The organism is Streptomyces kryoterrae (assembly GCF_054072135.1).
Genome location: NZ_JBSUSM010000002.1, coordinates 98,077 through 114,041, shown reverse-complemented (window position 1 = coordinate 114,041; position 15,965 = coordinate 98,077). Strand labels below are relative to the sequence as shown.

General features: G+C 69.4%; 17 protein-coding genes. 7 read left to right on the top strand and 10 right to left on the bottom strand.

What is annotated here, in order from left to right; genetic code table 11:
• Positions 1-320 precede the first annotated feature (320 nt).
• A complete protein-coding gene (locus ACW4TU_RS45560; RefSeq protein WP_457430976.1) occupies positions 321-896 on the top strand; it encodes a hypothetical protein in 576 nt (191 codons plus the stop codon).
• Between the two features lie 16 nt (positions 897-912).
• On the opposite strand, the gene ACW4TU_RS45555 is transcribed toward ACW4TU_RS45560, so the two are convergent.
• From ACW4TU_RS45555 to ACW4TU_RS45545, 3 genes are read right to left on the bottom strand one after another with little or no spacing between them, the layout of a single operon-like run.
• On the bottom strand, positions 913-1,173 hold the full coding sequence (locus ACW4TU_RS45555) for a hypothetical protein (RefSeq protein ID WP_457430974.1): 261 nt from the start codon (positions 1,171-1,173) through the stop codon (positions 913-915).
• Entirely contained in the window at positions 1,170-1,475 is a 306-nt protein-coding gene (locus ACW4TU_RS45550; RefSeq protein ID WP_457430973.1) for a DUF6247 family protein, read from the bottom strand. Before ACW4TU_RS45550 ends, ACW4TU_RS45555 begins: the two co-directional genes overlap by 4 nt.
• A gap of 55 nt (positions 1,476-1,530) precedes the next feature.
• Complete coding sequence (locus tag ACW4TU_RS45545; protein WP_457430874.1) at positions 1,531-2,580, bottom strand: ISAs1 family transposase; 1,050 nt, start codon at positions 2,578-2,580, stop codon at positions 1,531-1,533.
• Here ACW4TU_RS45545 and ACW4TU_RS45540 point away from each other — a divergent pair.
• Entirely contained in the window at positions 2,572-2,700 is a 129-nt protein-coding gene (locus ACW4TU_RS45540; RefSeq protein ID WP_314254458.1) for a hypothetical protein, read from the top strand. The two genes, ACW4TU_RS45545 and ACW4TU_RS45540, sit on opposite strands and share 9 nt — an antisense overlap.
• A 224-nt stretch (positions 2,701-2,924) precedes the next feature.
• Here the strand turns inward: ACW4TU_RS45540 and ACW4TU_RS45535 are convergent, their stop codons facing one another.
• Entirely contained in the window at positions 2,925-3,386 is a 462-nt protein-coding gene (locus ACW4TU_RS45535) for a hypothetical protein (protein ID WP_457430971.1), read from the bottom strand.
• A gap of 197 nt (positions 3,387-3,583) precedes the next feature.
• Here ACW4TU_RS45535 and ACW4TU_RS45530 point away from each other — a divergent pair, with 197 nt between their 5' ends.
• Positions 3,584-4,252 (top strand): hypothetical protein, encoded by a 669-nt coding sequence (locus ACW4TU_RS45530; RefSeq protein ID WP_457430969.1) that lies wholly within the window; start codon positions 3,584-3,586, stop codon positions 4,250-4,252.
• Positions 4,253-4,816: 564 nt separating this feature from the next.
• Here the strand turns inward: ACW4TU_RS45530 and tpg are convergent.
• Positions 4,817-5,374 carry a telomere-protecting terminal protein Tpg gene (tpg, locus tag ACW4TU_RS45525; RefSeq protein WP_457430967.1) on the bottom strand — a complete coding sequence of 186 codons (558 nt, stop codon included), beginning with the start codon at positions 5,372-5,374 and terminating at the stop codon, positions 4,817-4,819.
• 3 nt (positions 5,375-5,377) lie between these two features.
• Complete coding sequence (tap, locus tag ACW4TU_RS45520; RefSeq protein WP_457430965.1) at positions 5,378-7,498, bottom strand: telomere-associated protein Tap; 2,121 nt, start codon at positions 7,496-7,498, stop codon at positions 5,378-5,380.
• 234 nt (positions 7,499-7,732) lie between these two features.
• Between tap and ACW4TU_RS45515 the strand changes: the two genes are divergently transcribed.
• Both ACW4TU_RS45515 and ACW4TU_RS45510 read left to right on the top strand, forming a co-directional pair.
• The gene (locus tag ACW4TU_RS45515) at positions 7,733-8,647 is read left to right on the top strand and encodes a hypothetical protein (protein ID WP_457430963.1); all 915 of its coding nucleotides are present in this window, start codon (positions 7,733-7,735) and stop codon (positions 8,645-8,647) included.
• The gene (locus ACW4TU_RS45510) at positions 8,644-9,963 is read left to right on the top strand and encodes a tetratricopeptide repeat protein (RefSeq protein WP_457430961.1); all 1,320 of its coding nucleotides are present in this window, start codon (positions 8,644-8,646) and stop codon (positions 9,961-9,963) included. The genes ACW4TU_RS45515 and ACW4TU_RS45510 overlap by 4 nt, the downstream gene beginning before the upstream one ends.
• Positions 9,964-9,996: 33 nt before the next feature.
• Here the strand turns inward: ACW4TU_RS45510 and ACW4TU_RS45505 are convergent, their stop codons facing one another.
• Both ACW4TU_RS45505 and ACW4TU_RS45500 read right to left on the bottom strand, forming a co-directional pair.
• Positions 9,997-10,377 carry a toxin Doc gene (locus tag ACW4TU_RS45505; protein WP_457430959.1) on the bottom strand — a complete coding sequence of 127 codons (381 nt, stop codon included), beginning with the start codon at positions 10,375-10,377 and terminating at the stop codon, positions 9,997-9,999.
• Entirely contained in the window at positions 10,377-10,616 is a 240-nt protein-coding gene (locus tag ACW4TU_RS45500; protein ID WP_457430958.1) for a hypothetical protein, read from the bottom strand. Before ACW4TU_RS45500 ends, ACW4TU_RS45505 begins: the two co-directional genes overlap by 1 nt.
• A gap of 259 nt (positions 10,617-10,875) precedes the next feature.
• Here ACW4TU_RS45500 and ACW4TU_RS45495 point away from each other — a divergent pair, with 259 nt between their 5' ends.
• Entirely contained in the window at positions 10,876-12,498 is a 1,623-nt protein-coding gene (locus tag ACW4TU_RS45495; RefSeq protein WP_457430956.1) for a serine/threonine-protein kinase, read from the top strand.
• 203 nt (positions 12,499-12,701) lie between these two features.
• Here ACW4TU_RS45495 and ACW4TU_RS45490 read toward each other — a convergent pair whose 3' ends face one another.
• Positions 12,702-12,947, bottom strand: a complete 246-nt coding sequence (locus ACW4TU_RS45490) for an ABC transporter permease (RefSeq protein WP_457430954.1) — start codon at positions 12,945-12,947, stop codon at positions 12,702-12,704.
• 30 nt (positions 12,948-12,977) lie between these two features.
• The gene (locus ACW4TU_RS45485; RefSeq protein WP_457430952.1) at positions 12,978-15,425 is read right to left on the bottom strand and encodes a beta propeller repeat protein; all 2,448 of its coding nucleotides are present in this window, start codon (positions 15,423-15,425) and stop codon (positions 12,978-12,980) included.
• Positions 15,426-15,493: 68 nt separating this feature from the next.
• Here ACW4TU_RS45485 and ACW4TU_RS45480 point away from each other — a divergent pair, with 68 nt between their 5' ends.
• Positions 15,494-15,937, top strand: coding sequence for a hypothetical protein (locus tag ACW4TU_RS45480; RefSeq protein ID WP_457430950.1), 444 nt, complete (start codon positions 15,494-15,496; stop codon positions 15,935-15,937).
• Positions 15,938-15,965 lie beyond the last annotated feature (28 nt).

The following is a 15,965-nucleotide window of genomic DNA, read 5'->3' as shown; positions in this document are numbered from 1 at the left end:
CAGCACTGCCATCCCCCGCCCGCTGTCTGCCTCGCTGGACGCGGCCGCGCACCTCACCGGCCGCGATGTCGCCGCGGCGGACCGTGCATTCGCCGGCACCCCGTCCTGCACCCACTGCACCCACTGACCCTTGCGACGCTGGAAACGCCTCGCCTCCGGAAGCTGCGTTGCCGGAGGCGAGGCGTTGTCACCACGTCTGGCGTCGGAACGAGTAATTTCCGGACGTTGTCCGAGCACCCCAGCGGATCACTGCCCAGTTCGGCAGACTGACAGGCAAGAGCCGCCTTTGCACGCCAACTGGCATTTACCTGGGGGTACTTGTGATCGTTCGCGGATTCCTTGACGACGATGGTGAGCTGGCCCAGCACCTCGTCCAGCGGCTCAACACTCCACTGGACTGGCCACAGGGCGCGGGGCTGAACACTGGGCAGGTCGCGAAGATTGCTTCTGCGGCAGCCTGCGACGTCTCGTACAACCAGGCAGCCAACGGTCATTTGGCCGATCTCTTCGCCGTACTTCCCCTGCCGGGCACGCCCGAAGGCGATGAGTTCTGGGTCGCGATGGAGGCTGCGGGAGGCACTGGCGCGCTGTACATCGACCCCGGCAACATGGGCGGTCCGTTTTTCGAACGCCTGGTCAGGGGGAACGAAGTGGGCGTTGCCGACCGTGTGCTCAGCTTCCTGGCAGAGGTCGACGACCAGCAGCGTGATGCCGTGGCCAAGGTGATCGGCGACGCACTGTCCCATGACACGCTCTTAGCAGGCGGCCGCTACCTCGGGCGGTTGTGGCTGCGTGATGCCGAGACCACTGCCTGGCATGTTCTGCTCGCCAGGCGCCGGCTGCATGAGACAGCGGACGACCGCAAGCGATTCTTCGAGGCGTGGGGCAACGCCTGAGCGCTTCGCCGGGTGACTATCCCAGCCAGGCGATGTTCAGGACGGTCAAGCGGCACAGGGGTCTGTCCACCCAGTAGGTGAGGGACAGTTGGCCGACGGACGCGTAGCGCACGTCCTCGCCCTCGAGGTCCTCGGTGTTCCACTGGCCAAAGCCCCACGGGTCGGCCGCGGCGGCGTCCAGAACGTCCCACACGGTGTCTTCGACGTGCTCGGGCAGGGTGCCGAGGACCTTCGCGGCCGGCGGCGAGAAGCGGACCGCGTACGGCTGTCCGGTCACCGGCGCCTTCTCCGCAGCTCCGTCATGTCGATGAACTCGCTGTCGTCGTAGCCGGAGGCGACGAAGGCGTCGATCGCCGGGGCGTGGGCGAGGCGGCCCTGCCAGTCCTGGACGACCTCGTAGAGCCCGGCGAGGGAGAACGTCCGGCGCGACTCTTCCAGCGCGGCCGTCCACTCCCGTTCGAAGGCCGGCACCCACTGCGCTGCGCGCCGGTCGGCGCGCAGCTGCGCGAGGAGTTCGGCCGGAGCTCCCGGGGCGGGGGCGTACGGCGGGATGGGTGCGTGGTCGGGCTGCGCGCTCATCTGGTCCTGCCGGCGGGCAGGGCTTCGGCGTAGTCGGCGAGCGTCCGTTTCGTGATCACTTGAGGCCGAGCAGGGCGAGCGGGCGGTCCGCGTTGCGGGCGTTGTGTCGCAGAGCTGCGGCGATGTTGGTCGCGCCGGCCAGTCGCAGGGTGCCGATGGCGAGGTTGCGCCAAGTGGCCATCGCCCGGGGCCCGTTGCCGGTTCGCAGCTGTGAGGCGTCTTCGGCGAACGTGGTGTCTCTGACGTGGTGCAGAGCTTCGATCTGCCAGTGATCACGGATCAGGGTCGCCAGCTGGGCGGGGTTGGCTTGCTCGGCGGTGAGGCTGGTGACGGCGTGGACGGTCTTGATGGTGGTCTTGCCGGTCTTGCGGTCGGTGCGGCGGCGCTTGATCTGGACGGCCTGCCGGGCTCCGGGGAAGAGCAGGCTGTTGACCGTGACCACCTTGATCCGTCGGATCTCCGAGCGTCCGTGGCCGATGCCCCTCACGCGGCCCTGCAGCGGGATCTCTGTCCACGGAAGGGATCTGAGCTGCTTGCGGAGCTTCTTCTGGTTGCCCTTGACGATCACGATGTAGTGGGCTTCGCGGCCGAGAAGGTAGTCGGCGTGCTCGCGTTGGGTGTGCATGGCGTCGCTGGTGACGACCACCCCGGCCAGGTCGGCCATGGTCTCCAGCAACGGCTGGAAGCAGGTGATCTCGTTCGTCTTCTCGCCGACGTCCAGCTGGGCCAGGACCAGGCCGGTGGTGTGGTCCAGGGCTGCGAGCAGGTGAATCTTGCGGCCGTTGGCCCTGGCCGCTCCGCGAAGGCTCTTGCCGTCGACCGCCAGGCCGCGCAGCCGGCCCCGGGTTCGGTTGCGGCGGTCGGCGAGCCAGCGGCCGACCGCCAGGTCCAATGCGTCGCCGTCGATCCGGGCCAGCAGTCGTCGGACCGTCGTTTCCGCAGGCAGGGACCGTTTGGGGAACAGGGGGTCGAGTCGCACGCCGACGTGTTCCAGCACGTGGGGCGGAGCGTCGGTAATCCATTCGCCGACCGCCAGCAGTGACGTCGCCCCCGCCAGCACCGCGCAGGCGACCAGGGCAAGGACGCCCACCAGAGCGTGGCGCACTCCACGGGGATCACGCGGATCGGGCACCTGGGCGAGGCGGCCCAGCAGTCCGGGCACTTCTTCCGGCGCGACCTCTGGATGCTCGCGGAGTTGGTCAAGGGCAGGCGGGATCAGCGATGATGCTTCGGCAGGCACGGTCTTCCAGGCAGGTCACGGGGCGTCGAGAACTCCATGATCTTGGAAGCCGTGCCTGTTCCGCTCTCCCTGGCCGACCAACCTGGCGGACCGTCACAAACCGGATGCCCGGCGACCACGCCGAAGCCCTGTGCCGGCGGGTCGTACCGTCACGGTACGCGCGCGGGGTGGCCGTGGATGCGGGCATGGGACAGATCCCTCCTACCGGATCAGAGCGTCGGCGACAGTGCGGGGGCCGGTGGTGACTGCTGAGTGAGGAAGTGGCCGTAGGCGGTTTCGGCGAACCACCAGGCTTCGGATGAGTGCCGCTTCACCCGCCACGGCCGTGGCTCCACCAGCGTCTCCAGTTCCCCGCCAGGGTGCTGGAGGCAGACGCCAATGCCGTAGGAGCCGAACTCCGGCAGCTTCTCGGGGAAGTGCACGCTGGGCGGCCTGGTGATGATCACCCGGCGTGCGCAGATGGTCGCGAACTTGTCCGCCGCGTCCAGGGCCAGTTGGGAGGCGCTCGCCGCCCGCACCGTGGCCAGCCGCACCCGGCACGGCCGTGTGACGTGCCGGACGACCTGGTCGTCGGTGACGGTGCAGATCCCGGCCGGGGCCCGCGAGACGTAGGCGCGTTGGTGATCGGTGAGCGCCTTGAGCGGGACGGGAAGGCCGTGCGGGAGCGCCATCAGTACGTCCAGGCCGCCGAAGCCGTACCCAGTGGCGACACCCAGTCCGGCGGCACGGCGCCGTTCGTGCTCCGCGCCGTCGATGTCCAGCTGTAGCTCCCCGCCCTTCGTCCGCGCCCCAACGAGATCGCCCGGGCGCCGCCGCGCATCTTGCCGCCCGTTGGATGGCTAGGCCCAAACTTGGGCAACATGGTCAGGTGGCAAGCAACCGACGACGCGGGCAGCGCGCTGAAGCGATAGAAGACTGGCGCCAGACCTTTGGCAAGGGCGACTTGTACGAAGCATGGAAATATATTCTTCATTGGTGGTGGGCGTCTGATTTTTCCGTCCGTAATCTGAGCGCCAACTTGATTCAGGAATGTCAAGGAAGGCTTGACGAGCGGACCGCCAGTACCGACCTATCAGTTATTTCCCTGTGGCATTTACGCCAGGCGGCAGCATTTGTTGACGAATTAACTAGCGGCGACCAAAGTGAGGTTATCTCCATATTCGACGAAAGTGCATGTTGCCTCAAAGTTTTTCGAGACACTATTCTACATTTCGAAGACTATGAGCTGGGCGTCGGACGGCGCCAGGCTGCCGAAAATATCGGTTGGGATGGTGCACAGATCGGAATTATGAACCGTTCGCAGTGCGACTGCTTCTATACTCTCACTCTCATTCATCATCGACTAGATATTTTCACCGCTTGGCGTGCGGCGAGAATTATGGTGTACAGCATTCAAGAATCCTTCCAAGGCCGCGACAGCCATGCCATGAAAAATCTTTTGGACCGGGAGCATCCATGGGGCTGGCCGCGCTGCCATGCTGCGGAACCTGACACCGGCGCCAAGTTGACTGCTGTAGCCCACTGCTCTTGCAACTGACCGCCAACGCCTAATTCGTGGCGCTCCGGGCGGGGTGGCAGTGGCAGCATTCACGGTGGCTCGGATATCCGCCGACCATTCCAGCGTCGCCCTGTGGACCATCTGGCAGTGGTTGTTCTTCACCGGCGAATTGCCCGGCGCGGCGGCCCAGCTGAGTCGTGGCGCCCGTGAGGCTCAGCCCTTCTTGATAATTCGGGTGCTGTCGAACGGGACTTCCCCTGCCAGCCGGAACAGCGGCTCCAGATGCCCAGCGACCATGATCCGAGGTAACTCGTCTCCCAGGTCCCGCATCTGGCGTTCCGCCGATCGAGATGGCTACCACGGGGGCTCCCTTCAACTTCCTGTTGACTGGAAATGTGGCCAAGGCGGCCGGTTCACGACCCGACCGGACCGCGCTCTTTAGATTTCCTGTCGCTAATCTGCCAACTGCGATGCGGCAGCACATTGATGATCAGCCCTGCCTGCCCCTTCCGGATGGTCTTGGTGACAACACGCCTGCCTTAGTGACAACTATCGTGCTTCGGCTCAGCATTTCGTCTCCCCCGGTCATGTATTCGCTTCTAGTCAGTAATCCAGATCGAGGTAGTCGATGTCATTGATTTCGACGTCTGAGAGTCCTGTAGCGCGCCCTCCGCCGTCCTGGAAATATATTTCCTTAAATCCTTCGGCGATGATCCCACGCATTTGCTGGTCGCTGGCACCCGCGTTGCGGGCGTCGAACAGGCGTTGTGCGTACGCCGGGGGGAGGTGCACGGTCAGTCGGCGGAAGCGTCCGTCGTCGGTCGTGCCGACCGGTGCGGTGTACCCGAACCGGGCCCTCGTCTCCACGGTGATGCCGCCGGAGGTCGCGGCCTGTTTCTGCCGGCGCTTGCGCACCTGCGGCTGCCACCGCTGCCGTACCGCGTCGTCGAGTTTCGCGGCGACGTCGGCGCGGGCGTGCTTGCGGGCGCCGCGCCGGTAGCGGTTGACGGAGTCGGCGGTGACCCCGAGTTCCTGCGCGACGGCCTTGGCGCTGCCCAACTGCTTGAGCAGGTAGCCGATCTGACCCTTCAACGTCTTCGGCGGCTCGCGGGTAAAGCTTTCCCGGTCGGCGCGTTCGATCGCGTCGTCGATCTCGCCCACCGGTTATTCTCCTTCGTCGAGGACGGCGTCGCCGCCCTTGATGTGGCGGGCCGGGTTGAGGCCCTTCTCCATCAGGTCGACCGCCCACAGCATCGACTGGACGCCCTCCAGCTTCGCCAGGCCCGGCGTGGGCCCGAGACGGAATCCGCCGGGCTGCGGCTTCCCGGACGCCGCGTACGGCAGGAAGTCCAGCGGGCTCTCCCCGGGCGACGGGTAGACGACGCAGTCGGACAGCACGGCGAGCGGGTACAGGCCCGTCATCTTGACCATGTTGTTGAGCTTGCGGTGCATGTTGACGCGGGCCTTGCTGATGACGGCGGCGCGGATGTCGGGGCGCCAAGTCGGGCGCTGCATGGCCGGCCACGGCTCGCCGTCCTTGTACTGCTTGCCCTGGGGGCGTTCGCGGAGCTTGCCGACGCCGCCCTTCACGGTGGCCTTGATGGCGCCGAGGACGGCGGCCAGGGCCGGGTCGATCTGCTTGTGCTGCTCCATCGCGGCGAGGAACTGCCGGTCGTCCAGGTCCTTCGTGACGCCGAGGTCGGCGAGGGTGTCGACGTAGGCGGTCTTGAGGCGGTCGTGCCACGGGTCCAGGTACGCGCCGGTCTCGCGGCGCAGGTACGCCTCGATCGGGTGGACGTCGTAGCCGAGCTCCTGGGCGTAGGCGACGGTGTGCGTCTGGTACCAGGCCGGGCCCGCCGGACGGGTGCCGTCCGGGGTGAACGGGCTGGGCAGGCGCGGGTCCAGGTCGATGTGGGAGAGGTCGACCAGCCAGGAGCCGGGGATCTTCGGGTTGAACGTCGGGGTGTGGAAGTGGTCGGGGGCGGAGAGGCCGACGACCAGGCGGGCCGCGGCGGCGAGGAACGCGGTGTTGAGGTCCAGGCCGACCGCGAAGGGCAGCACGCACTCCTCATCACAGCGTGACTCCACCGACCGCACCCACTGGTACGCCTCCTCGTTCAGGAAGCCGCCGGTCCAGCCGGAGTTCACGACGACGGGGTGCTCCGGGGTGGCTTCCGGCGGCGCCGGGTCCATCGGCTCGGTGCCCAGGGAGCCCGCGTTGTGGCCGGACACCCAGTTCCCGGTCGTCGGGTCCTGCACGGCCTTCGTCGGCGGGCGCAGCGCGGTCATCAACTCCAGGCCCGAGACGGCTGTGGAGCCGCGCGGGGTGATGACCCGGGTCGCGTAGACACCGAGGACGCGGGCGATGTCGGCCGGCTCCATCTCACAGACGCCGGGCCACGACCGGGGATCGAGGGCGTCCCACGACAGGATGGCGAGCTGCACGCACTGCCGCTCACGTCCCTGCGCCTTGCGGTAGATCCGCGCCCACGGGCCGAACCCGCGCTGCGTCAACTGCCATTTCGCCTTCGCCACCTGCTTGACCACCGGGTGGTCCTCGGGCAGGCGCAGAGAACGGCGCTGCTCGTGGCCCTCCAGGTGCTCCGGCAGCCCCAGCTTCACGGCGGCCGCGGCGGTGAGCACGATCAGCGGGTCGGAGTCCTTGCCGTACCGGTTGAGCTTCGCCGCGCCGAGGCCGGACTCGCGCAGCGTCCACTCCACCAGCTCCACCACCGTGGTCGCCGGGCAGTCGAGCACGATGCCGCCCACGCCGTACGCGGAGCCGTCACCGTCCAGTACGGCGAGTGGACCGTGCGGGAATCGTGAGTCGACGGCGGGCTTCGCAGCCTTCTTCGCGGCCGGGCGACGCGACGACGTCGCCGGGCGCGCGGTCGGACGCTCCGGCGCGACCGGGGCGGCGGGTGCCTCCACGGGGCCCGTCTCCGCCTCGGGCGTCTCGGGCGCGGCCGGGCCGGTGAACGTCTCCGGAAGCGACACAGGCTGTGGCGTAACGGCCGGAGCGACGGCGACGGCGTGCGCGGGGTACTTCGCTGCCCAGCCGGTCAGCAGCCGCTGGTACGCCTCCAGACGCGGCGACTTCGGCTCTGAGCGGCCGTTCTCGTAGTTCTTCACCGTCTGTGTGGTCGTCTTCAACGCGGTCGCGAGGCGGGCCTGGGTGACCCCGGCGGCCTGACGCAGCCGGGCGCGCTCCGCCGGGGGCGGAAGCTGCGGCTCCTCCTCCAGCAGTGCGTCGATGTTCGCAAACAGCTCTTCCTCGGATGCCATGTGGTGGATCTCCTTCCGTACCCCCACCCTAGCAGAATTTATCCTAGCTATTAACTCGTTTTTTAACCCGATCGGATCTTTCTGGTAGGGTGATCTTGACAGGCGCAAAGCGGCAACTCGCATACCAGGAGGCTCGCCCTGGCCTCCGTCGTCGGCCGGCCCCTGCCCAGCTTCGACCTGGCGCTGCGCCGCTACTGGGATGCCCAGCACCCCGGCGAGCCGCTGGAAGAGTACGTGCGGCGCACCGGCCTGGTGGGGCGGTTCGGGCAGCTGCTGCCGCAGCAGCTGCAGGAAGCGGTCAGCCAGGCCGCCGGGGCGCTCCAGCTGCCGGGCATGGTCGGGTCGGCGGCGGGTCAGGTCGCCGTAGCACTCGTCACGGCCCTGCGTGAGCGGCGCGAGCGGGCCCGGGCCCTGGCCGGCTGCGCCCGCACGGCGGCGCTGCTGGAAGCCGACCCCGACCTCGAGGCGCTCTCCTACTATCCGCACCTGCTGGCATGGGAGATCAGCCGCCTGCCCGCCAAGCACGCGGTGACGCCGGTCGTCCTGCTGGACACCTTCGAGGACACCGGTGACCGCCACCGCGACACCGAACGGCTGCTGCAACGCCTGGTGTGGCTGATGCCGAACGTCTTCTTCGTCATCTCCGGCCGCAACCGCCTGCCGTGGGCCGACCCCGCCCTGCAGGGACAACTCGACTGCACTGGCCCCGACGCCTGGCCAGGCCTGGCCGCCCGTCCGGGGCAGCCGGCACGGGCTGCCGGAGGCGAGCGCCAGCACCTGATCGGCGACTTCTCGCCGCCCGACTGTGACGCCTACCTCGCCCGCCGCCTCACCCACGACGGCCGGCCGCTGATCGGCCCCGGCATCCGGACCGTCGTCACGGAACGCTCCCACGGACTGCCGCTCCACCTGGACCTGGCCGTTGCCCGCTTCCTGGAGATCCGTCGCACCGGCCGCACCCCCAGCCCGCCGACTTCGACCACACCTTCCCCGCCCTCATCGCGCGCACCCTGTCCGACCTCACCACCGACGAACGCCACGTCCTGCGCAGCGTCAGCCTGCTGGACGCCTTCGACCTGCACCTGGCCACCCAGGCGGCGGGCCTCCCCCACCAGTCGGCGGCCCGCAGGCTCGCCGAACGCCCGATGATCAGCGAAAACCCTGAGGCCATCTGGCCGTACCACCTGCACGGCGCCATCCGCACCGCGCTGCGCACCGCCGACGACCACACCGACGACCGCTGGACCGCAGCCGACTGGCACCAGGCCGCCGGACGTGCCCTGGTGGCGCTGGGCCGGCAGTGGCAGGACACCGACGCCGTCGTCCCCGCCCGGACCCTCCTCGTCGCGTGCCTGCGCCTGGCCCGCGACCACGGCCTCGATGACCCCGGCTGGCTCACCGAGGCCGCCTTCGCCTACACCGACGACTCCGTCTGGGAACCCGTCGCCCCGCCCACCCCCGCCCCGGCCGGCGGGGCCAGCTCATCCCCCGGCCCGGTCCCGGGTCCGGACACACCCGCCGACGCGCTGGCCGAACTCCTCACCGCCATCGCCCGCCGCCAGCACGAACACCGCGAACACACCGCCGAACGCCTCACCACCGTCCTCGAAACCGGTCTGCTGTCCGGCGAGACGGCCGAACTCGCCCTGTACTACCGGGCGAAAGCCCACAAGGACCTCGGCCGCACCGACGCCGCCCTTGACGGCTACCGCCAGGTCGCCGACGCCGACGGCCGCCTCGCCCCGCGCGCCCGCCGCGGCCTGGCCAACCTCGCCCGCATCCAAGGCGACTTCCCCACAGCCCTCGCCGCCGTCCCCACCCTGGGCTGGAAAGGCCGCCACCACCGCGTCCTGGGACACATCAGGTGGCCCCACGGCGACATGGACCGTGCCATCGCCGCCTTCGAGGACGCACGGGCCGAAGCCGAGCAGCACGACGCCCAGGGCGAACAGGCCATCGCCCAGACCCTCCTCGCCCTGGTCACCTCGTTCACCGACCCGGACCGCGCAGACGACGAACTCGCCCTCGCCCACCAGCTGCTCACCCGGACCGACCAGCGCGCCACCACCCTCCTCGCCCAGGTCGCCGCCCTCGTACGCGACGCCGGCACCGACCGCGACATCACCGGCCACGCCGCCGTGCTGCGCACCGAGATCACCGTCGCCGGGCTCCCCTGGCTCACCCCGCTCCTGGAGACCGCCCTCGCCTTCCACCACGCCGTACGCGGCAACGAGGACGACCTGACCGCCACCATCGACCGGCTGCGCCAGGCGACCGCGAACGGCGACTTCGCCTACTACGTGCCCATCGCGGCCGCCATGGGAGACCGGCCCCAGCCCGACGGGCCCGCCATCCACTGGCTCGACAGCGAACCAGCCGTCCGCACCCGCTGGCGCGCCCTGGTCACCACCCGCCAGCACCGCCTCCGCAACAACCAGCCGCCCGGCGGCCCGTCACCGGCGTGAGAGCGAAGGCCGCCATCCCGCGCGGGACGGAAACTACAGCTTCCAGCCGCGCAGCAGACCGGCGACGTCCTGCACGCCGATACGGGTGTCACGGACCTTGCGGACCAGATCGGACAGCGCGCCGTAGGGGGGATCGATCCCCTCACCGGCCTGCGCCATGTACTGCGCGGCGATGAACGCCGCGTACAGACTGTTGCGGTGCGGAAGCGGCTCCAGACGCACGATCGTGTGCAGCAGCGCCGCGGCACGCCAGGCCGCGTCCGGGTCGGCGGCCGCGAGGGTCGGCAGCCGGGTCTTGTGGCGGGCGACAGCGGCCACCAGAGCCGAATAATCCGAAACGGACAGATCGTCATGACCGAGCGCGTTCTCCTGGACATCCAGCAGCCAGGAAACGTCGATGTGGAGCGGCGGCATCAGGCGGCAGCAGCCCCGTCACCGCGCTCACCGGGCGGCACTTCCTCGGGGAAAGCCTCGTCGAACTCGCCACGCAGCCGATCGGCCCATTCAGCCGCGCCGACGACGAACCGCTTGCGCTGCATCTCACGGATTCCGAGATCATGCAGGTACTGCTTGAGGCTCTTGCCCTCGGCCGCGGCCGAGGCCCGGACACCCTCAAGCTCCTCGTCGGTGAAGGACACGTTCAGAGATGGCATACCAGCGATGGTACCTAGTAGGTGCCTGCCAGGTGAAGCGATGAGCCAGCCAGCCCCGTACGAGCAGGCCGGACGACGAAGGGCATGGTGCACATCAAGACGGTGAGGCCTCGGAAGGCCGGGGCCTCACCGCAGCGCAGGCGCCTCAGCACCTCTGGCGTTGTCAGTGCCGGGAGGTACCGTCAGTCAGTTGGGCGCCCGGCAGTGTGGCAGGGCGCCGACCGGAGACGGATCTCGTCTCCGTACGGCTGGAGGTTGCATGGCCCTGGACAGACGCCGAGTACAGACCGCCGTGATCGGCCACGCCGATTCCGAGCTCCCCGTGGTCCTTCCGATGGAAGCGATAGAGCTCGACGACTTCCGGGCACACCATGCCGACCAGACCTACTGGTGCGGCGTGTGGCTGGGCGGGTGCGGGCACCAGCTCTTCACCAAGCTGTACACCGATCGCGCCTGCCACTTCGCTCACGGGCCGAATCCCGAGCACACCTCCACCTGTGCCCGGAAGGCGGCCGGGGTCTCCAGCGCGGACCACCTGTACATCAAGCAGGGGCTGCTGGCCTGGATGGCGGAGCAGGACATCACCGCCACGGCCACCATCCCGCGCGAGGCCGACGGTTCGATCGGCCGGGAAGTGCTCTTCACCCCTGCAGGTCACACCGGACTGCGGGTCCTGCTCTCCGAGTCCGCCGGCTCACCCGCACCTGTGGGAGAGGACTTTGCCCAGCGGGTGCTCGGCCCCGAGGTGACGTCCGACCCGGACGTGCTGCTGCGGCAGGGATACGTCAACCGCATCCAGCTCGTCCCGGACGGCACCCGCCGCCGGATCCAGGTCGGAACCGAACGCCATGGCGGCACAACCGAGTGGTTTGACCTGCACGAGGTGGAGTTCACCGACGCGGGACTGACCACTCCCGCGGTCGAAGAAGTCCGCCGACTGCGGACCACCCGGCGGCCCATCGGCGTGCAGGCGCCCAAGGCCACGCAGCGGCAGACCCGGCCGACCGTGCGGCCGGCGGCCAGCGAGGAGACACACGACATCCCCTCGCCCGACCGTGCGGCCGTCATGGTAGCCCTCGAACAGGCGGTCAGTGACGGGCGCAGCCGCAAGGAGATCCGTCACTGGCTGAACCAGGCGGAAGAGGTGACACACGGCGGGGCAACCGCCGACGAGAACGCCCTGATCAGGGCAGCAACAGACGCGCTGCTCAGGCTGGAACGAGCAGTCGGCATGCCCACACCACGCGAACCGACCTTCCAGGAGCGCAAGGCCCTGCAGAAAGTCCAGCGACTGCTGGGCGACCTCGCGGAACAGAAGCGCCGCAGGTTTCCGGCTGTCACACTCCACCAGCGCCGCCAGCTCGCCCAGGCCGCAGAACAGGCTTCCGCCTGGCTCACCGACGCCCAGCGCTCCCAGGTCCAGGCATGGCAGACAGCTCCGACGGAGTCCGCACCCGCGCCGCGTCCCCCTCAGCCACCGGTGCGTACCCGGGCGCCGCGCATTACTCCCGCAACTCCCCACTCCCCGCGCCTCGACGCGGCCGGCCTTGCCGACACGGTCCGGGACGTCCTGGAGCACGCAGCCCGGATGGGCAAGACCGTGACCTTCGCCGATCTGTGTGCCCAGGTCAAGAACCTGGAGGAGCTGCCGGAGTCTGATCAGGTGCAGGTGCTCCGGCGGGTCAAGCCCACCGCTCGCCCCCGCAGCCCCAAACCCCAGCGCCCTGCCCTGCTCACCGCCCTGATCACCACCGAGGCAGGAACGATGCACCCGGTCTACCGGCAGCTGGCCGACCACGCAGGTCACCAGCAGCCCGGGCAGGCCGACAGCGCGTGGACCGACACCGTCAAGATCCTTCACGACCGCTACGACAACCCGTAGCGGCACTGCCCGCGGCGGACATCCGTGCGGCACCACGGCAAAGCAGCAGGCCCCCACCATCGGTGAGGGCCTGCACCGGCCCGGCCCGCTCCTGCCGCGTTGCGGTCAGGTGTCAGCCTGTCTCTCCTGGGCGGTGATCCATACCCGGCGAGCGTAGGCACGAACAGCGTCCCGCTCGGTATCGGTGCAGCCGTCCTCCCGCGCTACTGGTCTCCGACCGGCGTACGTGCCCTGCGGAACTCGGCGCGGGCCAGCAGGGAGAAGACGGCCGTGGCGCACAGGGCGACGACTGCGATGGACCATTCGAGGGCGCCGCTGTGCTGGTCGGGATCGACCCCGAAGACCTCCTCGATCCATTCGGGCCAGAACAGGGTGAGGAGGCACAGCAGGCCGCTCACGACGGCCAGGACGGCCTCGATCCGGCCGCGCAGGCGCATGTTCCGCATCATCGTCGTCACCTTCGCCTTCGGTCGGCCGCGTCACACCGCGGACAGGTCGATCTGGAACATTCCGCGGCCGTGGGTGACACAGACCAGGGTCTCGTCCATCCAGAACAGGTCGTCGACCGAGCAGTTGGTCGGGCCCTCGTTGGTCGGCGACCAGGTCGCCCCCATGTCCTCGCTGGCGAAGAGACCGACCTCGGTGCCGCAATAGAGGAGAACGTCGCGCCGTGGATGCACGGTCACCGCGCGGATGGGGGCGTCGGGCAGCGTGCCGGAGAGGTCGGCCCACCGCGCGCCGCCGTCGTGGGTCACCCACAGGTTGTCCGGTTCGAAGCCGCAGAAGGAGACGTAGGCGGTGTCCACGTCGGTCGGGTGGGCGGTGATGCAGGCGCAATAGCGCTTCGGCCGCAGCGGGTTCGGGCCACCCGCCCCGACGCGCCGCCAGGCCGGAGCGGCCGTGGTGCCGTCGGTGGAGCGGAAGACCTGGCCGTCGTTGTGGCCCGCCCAGACCACATCGGAGTCGGCAGGCGAGATCGCCAGGGCGCTGATCGGGGCGCTGCCCTCGGCGTCGGGGCCGGTCCTGGGTTTGATCGAGTGCCAGGCGGGCCCCGAGGTGGGAGTGTTGGGCGCCTTGGCGTTGTCGGTCCGCCACAGGTCCAGGCCGCCGGCGAGCAGCCGCTCGGGCTCGCTCGGGTCCAGCACGAACGGCGCGATGAAGAGCGCCGTGCCGTCCTTGGCGTCGGGGATCCGGAACGGCTCCGGCTTCCAGTCCCACTTGTGCTTCTGCTCGTTGAAGAACATTCCGCTGATGTAGCGGTGCGGGTCGTCCTCGGTGGCGCCGCCGTCGGTGTTGCGGTGGATGTTCAGGTTGACGTACTCGCCGTAGAAGACGCCTGGGTCGGCGGGTTCGCAGGCGCACCAGCCGCCGTCCCCGCCGGAGAACTCCTTCCACCCCTCGGTGCCGGCCTCCGGGTCGAGGACGAGGGAGCCGTTGTCCTGGGCGCCGCCGATGATCCTTCCGGTGACGGGGTTCCCGGCGCCGCCGAAGAACTGGGTGACGCCGTAGTTGTTGACCAGTTCGGTCCAGCCCCGCACGAACGGCGCCTTCGGCTCGGTCCCCACCTTGGCCAGGTCCGCCATGAACACCCCGCCGTCGGTGCCGAAGAACACGGTTCTGTGCTGCACCCCGTCGTAGGCGGGATGCGACACGATGACGTGCTGGTCCGCGTGCGCCGACTCCGGCGCGACCTCCCAGGTGCTGATCTCGGCCAGGTGGTCGCCGCCGTCCGTGCTGCGCCACAGGTTGATGCCGCCCACCACGAGCAGGTCCTCGTCCGTGGGGTCCCCGGCCCAGACGGCGTTGCCGTACCAGCCCTGGCCGCCCAGGTAGTCGGCCCGCTTGCCGTCCGGGCCGCGGCCGCGCCGGGGCTGGTAGGTTCGCCCGCCGTCGTCGGAGCGCCAGATGCCGCCGAGGCCGTCCAGTTCCACCGAGGCGTACACGACCGCCGGGTCCTTCGCCGCGTACGCCACCGACACCCGGCCCCGCCAGGTGCTGTGGGCCGCCTCCTGCCAGGTTTTGCCGCCGTCTTCGCTGAACCAGGCCTTGGCGCCGCGCAGCGCTCCGGCGACCGCCCGGCCGCTGTCCGCGGGGTCGAAGACGACCGTGCCCACGGGGACGCCGAGGACCCGTGTCCAGTCGGCGTGCGCCGGGTCCGAGCTGCGGAAGAGGCCGGTGGAGGTGGCCGCGAGGACGACCTCGCCGGACGAGGACACCGCGATCCCGGACACGGCGCGGAAGTCGTTCGTCTGCGTGGCCGGCAGGGGTTTCCAGGTGGCGCCGTCAGTGGTGCGGAAGACTCCGTTGCCGCGCAGGGCGTCGATGTTGAGGAGCTCCCCGGTGCCGGCGTACAGGGTGTCCGGGTCGGAGGGGTCCATCGCGAGGGCCCCGCAGGCTAGGTTGGCGAGGAAGTCGTCCACGGGCCTCCAGGCCTTGCCTCCGTCCCTGGTGTGCCAGACCCCGCCGCCCGCGCTCGCGGCCCACATCCGCTCCGGGTGGTCCGGGTGGATCACGATGCTGAGGGTGCGGCCTCCGATGTTCCCGGGGCCGAGCCACTTCCAGCGAGCGAGCGCCAGCCCCGCCGTGGGCGTCACGCCGTGCTCGCCGGGCGCGGGATGGGGGCCGGTCGGCACACCGGCCGTCTCCGGCTGCGCGGCGGCGTGGAGACGGGCCCGGGCCTGCTCGCGGGCCGTGCCCCAGGGGTGAGCGGGGACCCGCCCGTCGTCACCCCGTTCCTGTTGAAGTCTGAACAGCCCGCGCGCGTTGGGCATGTCGGGGAAGTCCAGCCGGCGCAGCGCTTTGCGTATCGCCCCGGTGGACAGGCCCTTGAGGGTCTCGTTGGTAGTTCCCCGCGTCTCGCGGAGCAACTTCAACTGCTCGACGCTGATGTTCTTGGCCCGGGCGACTTCTTCGTCGGAGATGCCCATGATGCGCCCCTGCGTGTGCGATGAGACGGTGTGGAGGGGACCCACTAACCATCGTCTCCCGGTGCTGGGTGAGCGGCAACACCAGGACGCCGTCATCGAAACGGCGTCAGACGAACAGGTGGGCGCGTTTCGCCGAGGTCGGCGTGCGCCTGGCTCCAGCAGCGAAGGCCGCAGTCGTGGTCTGTGCGGACGTATCTGGCCGGCACCGTTCGGCAGCCGTCGATGACGCGCGGAACGCGGCGGACGCACAAGACGGCGCCTGGTACGCGCTGAAGGAACTGCCGGACGACGCCAACAACTTTCTCGTGGAGATCACCGAGATCATCACGGCCCCGGCGGATACCGGTCCAGGCGATGTGAAGTTCGCTGCCGCCCAGGCCGTCTGGCAGGCGCTGGGGTACGTTCCGTCCGATCCGCCGTTCATAGGCAAGGACGGGAGCCCGGTGTTCCCGTCCAGTCCTGCAGAACGCGAACGGCCCGCCGCTTCGGGGGAAAACGGTGGATCGAACTGACCGTCACGGTGCCACACCTGTGAGCGTG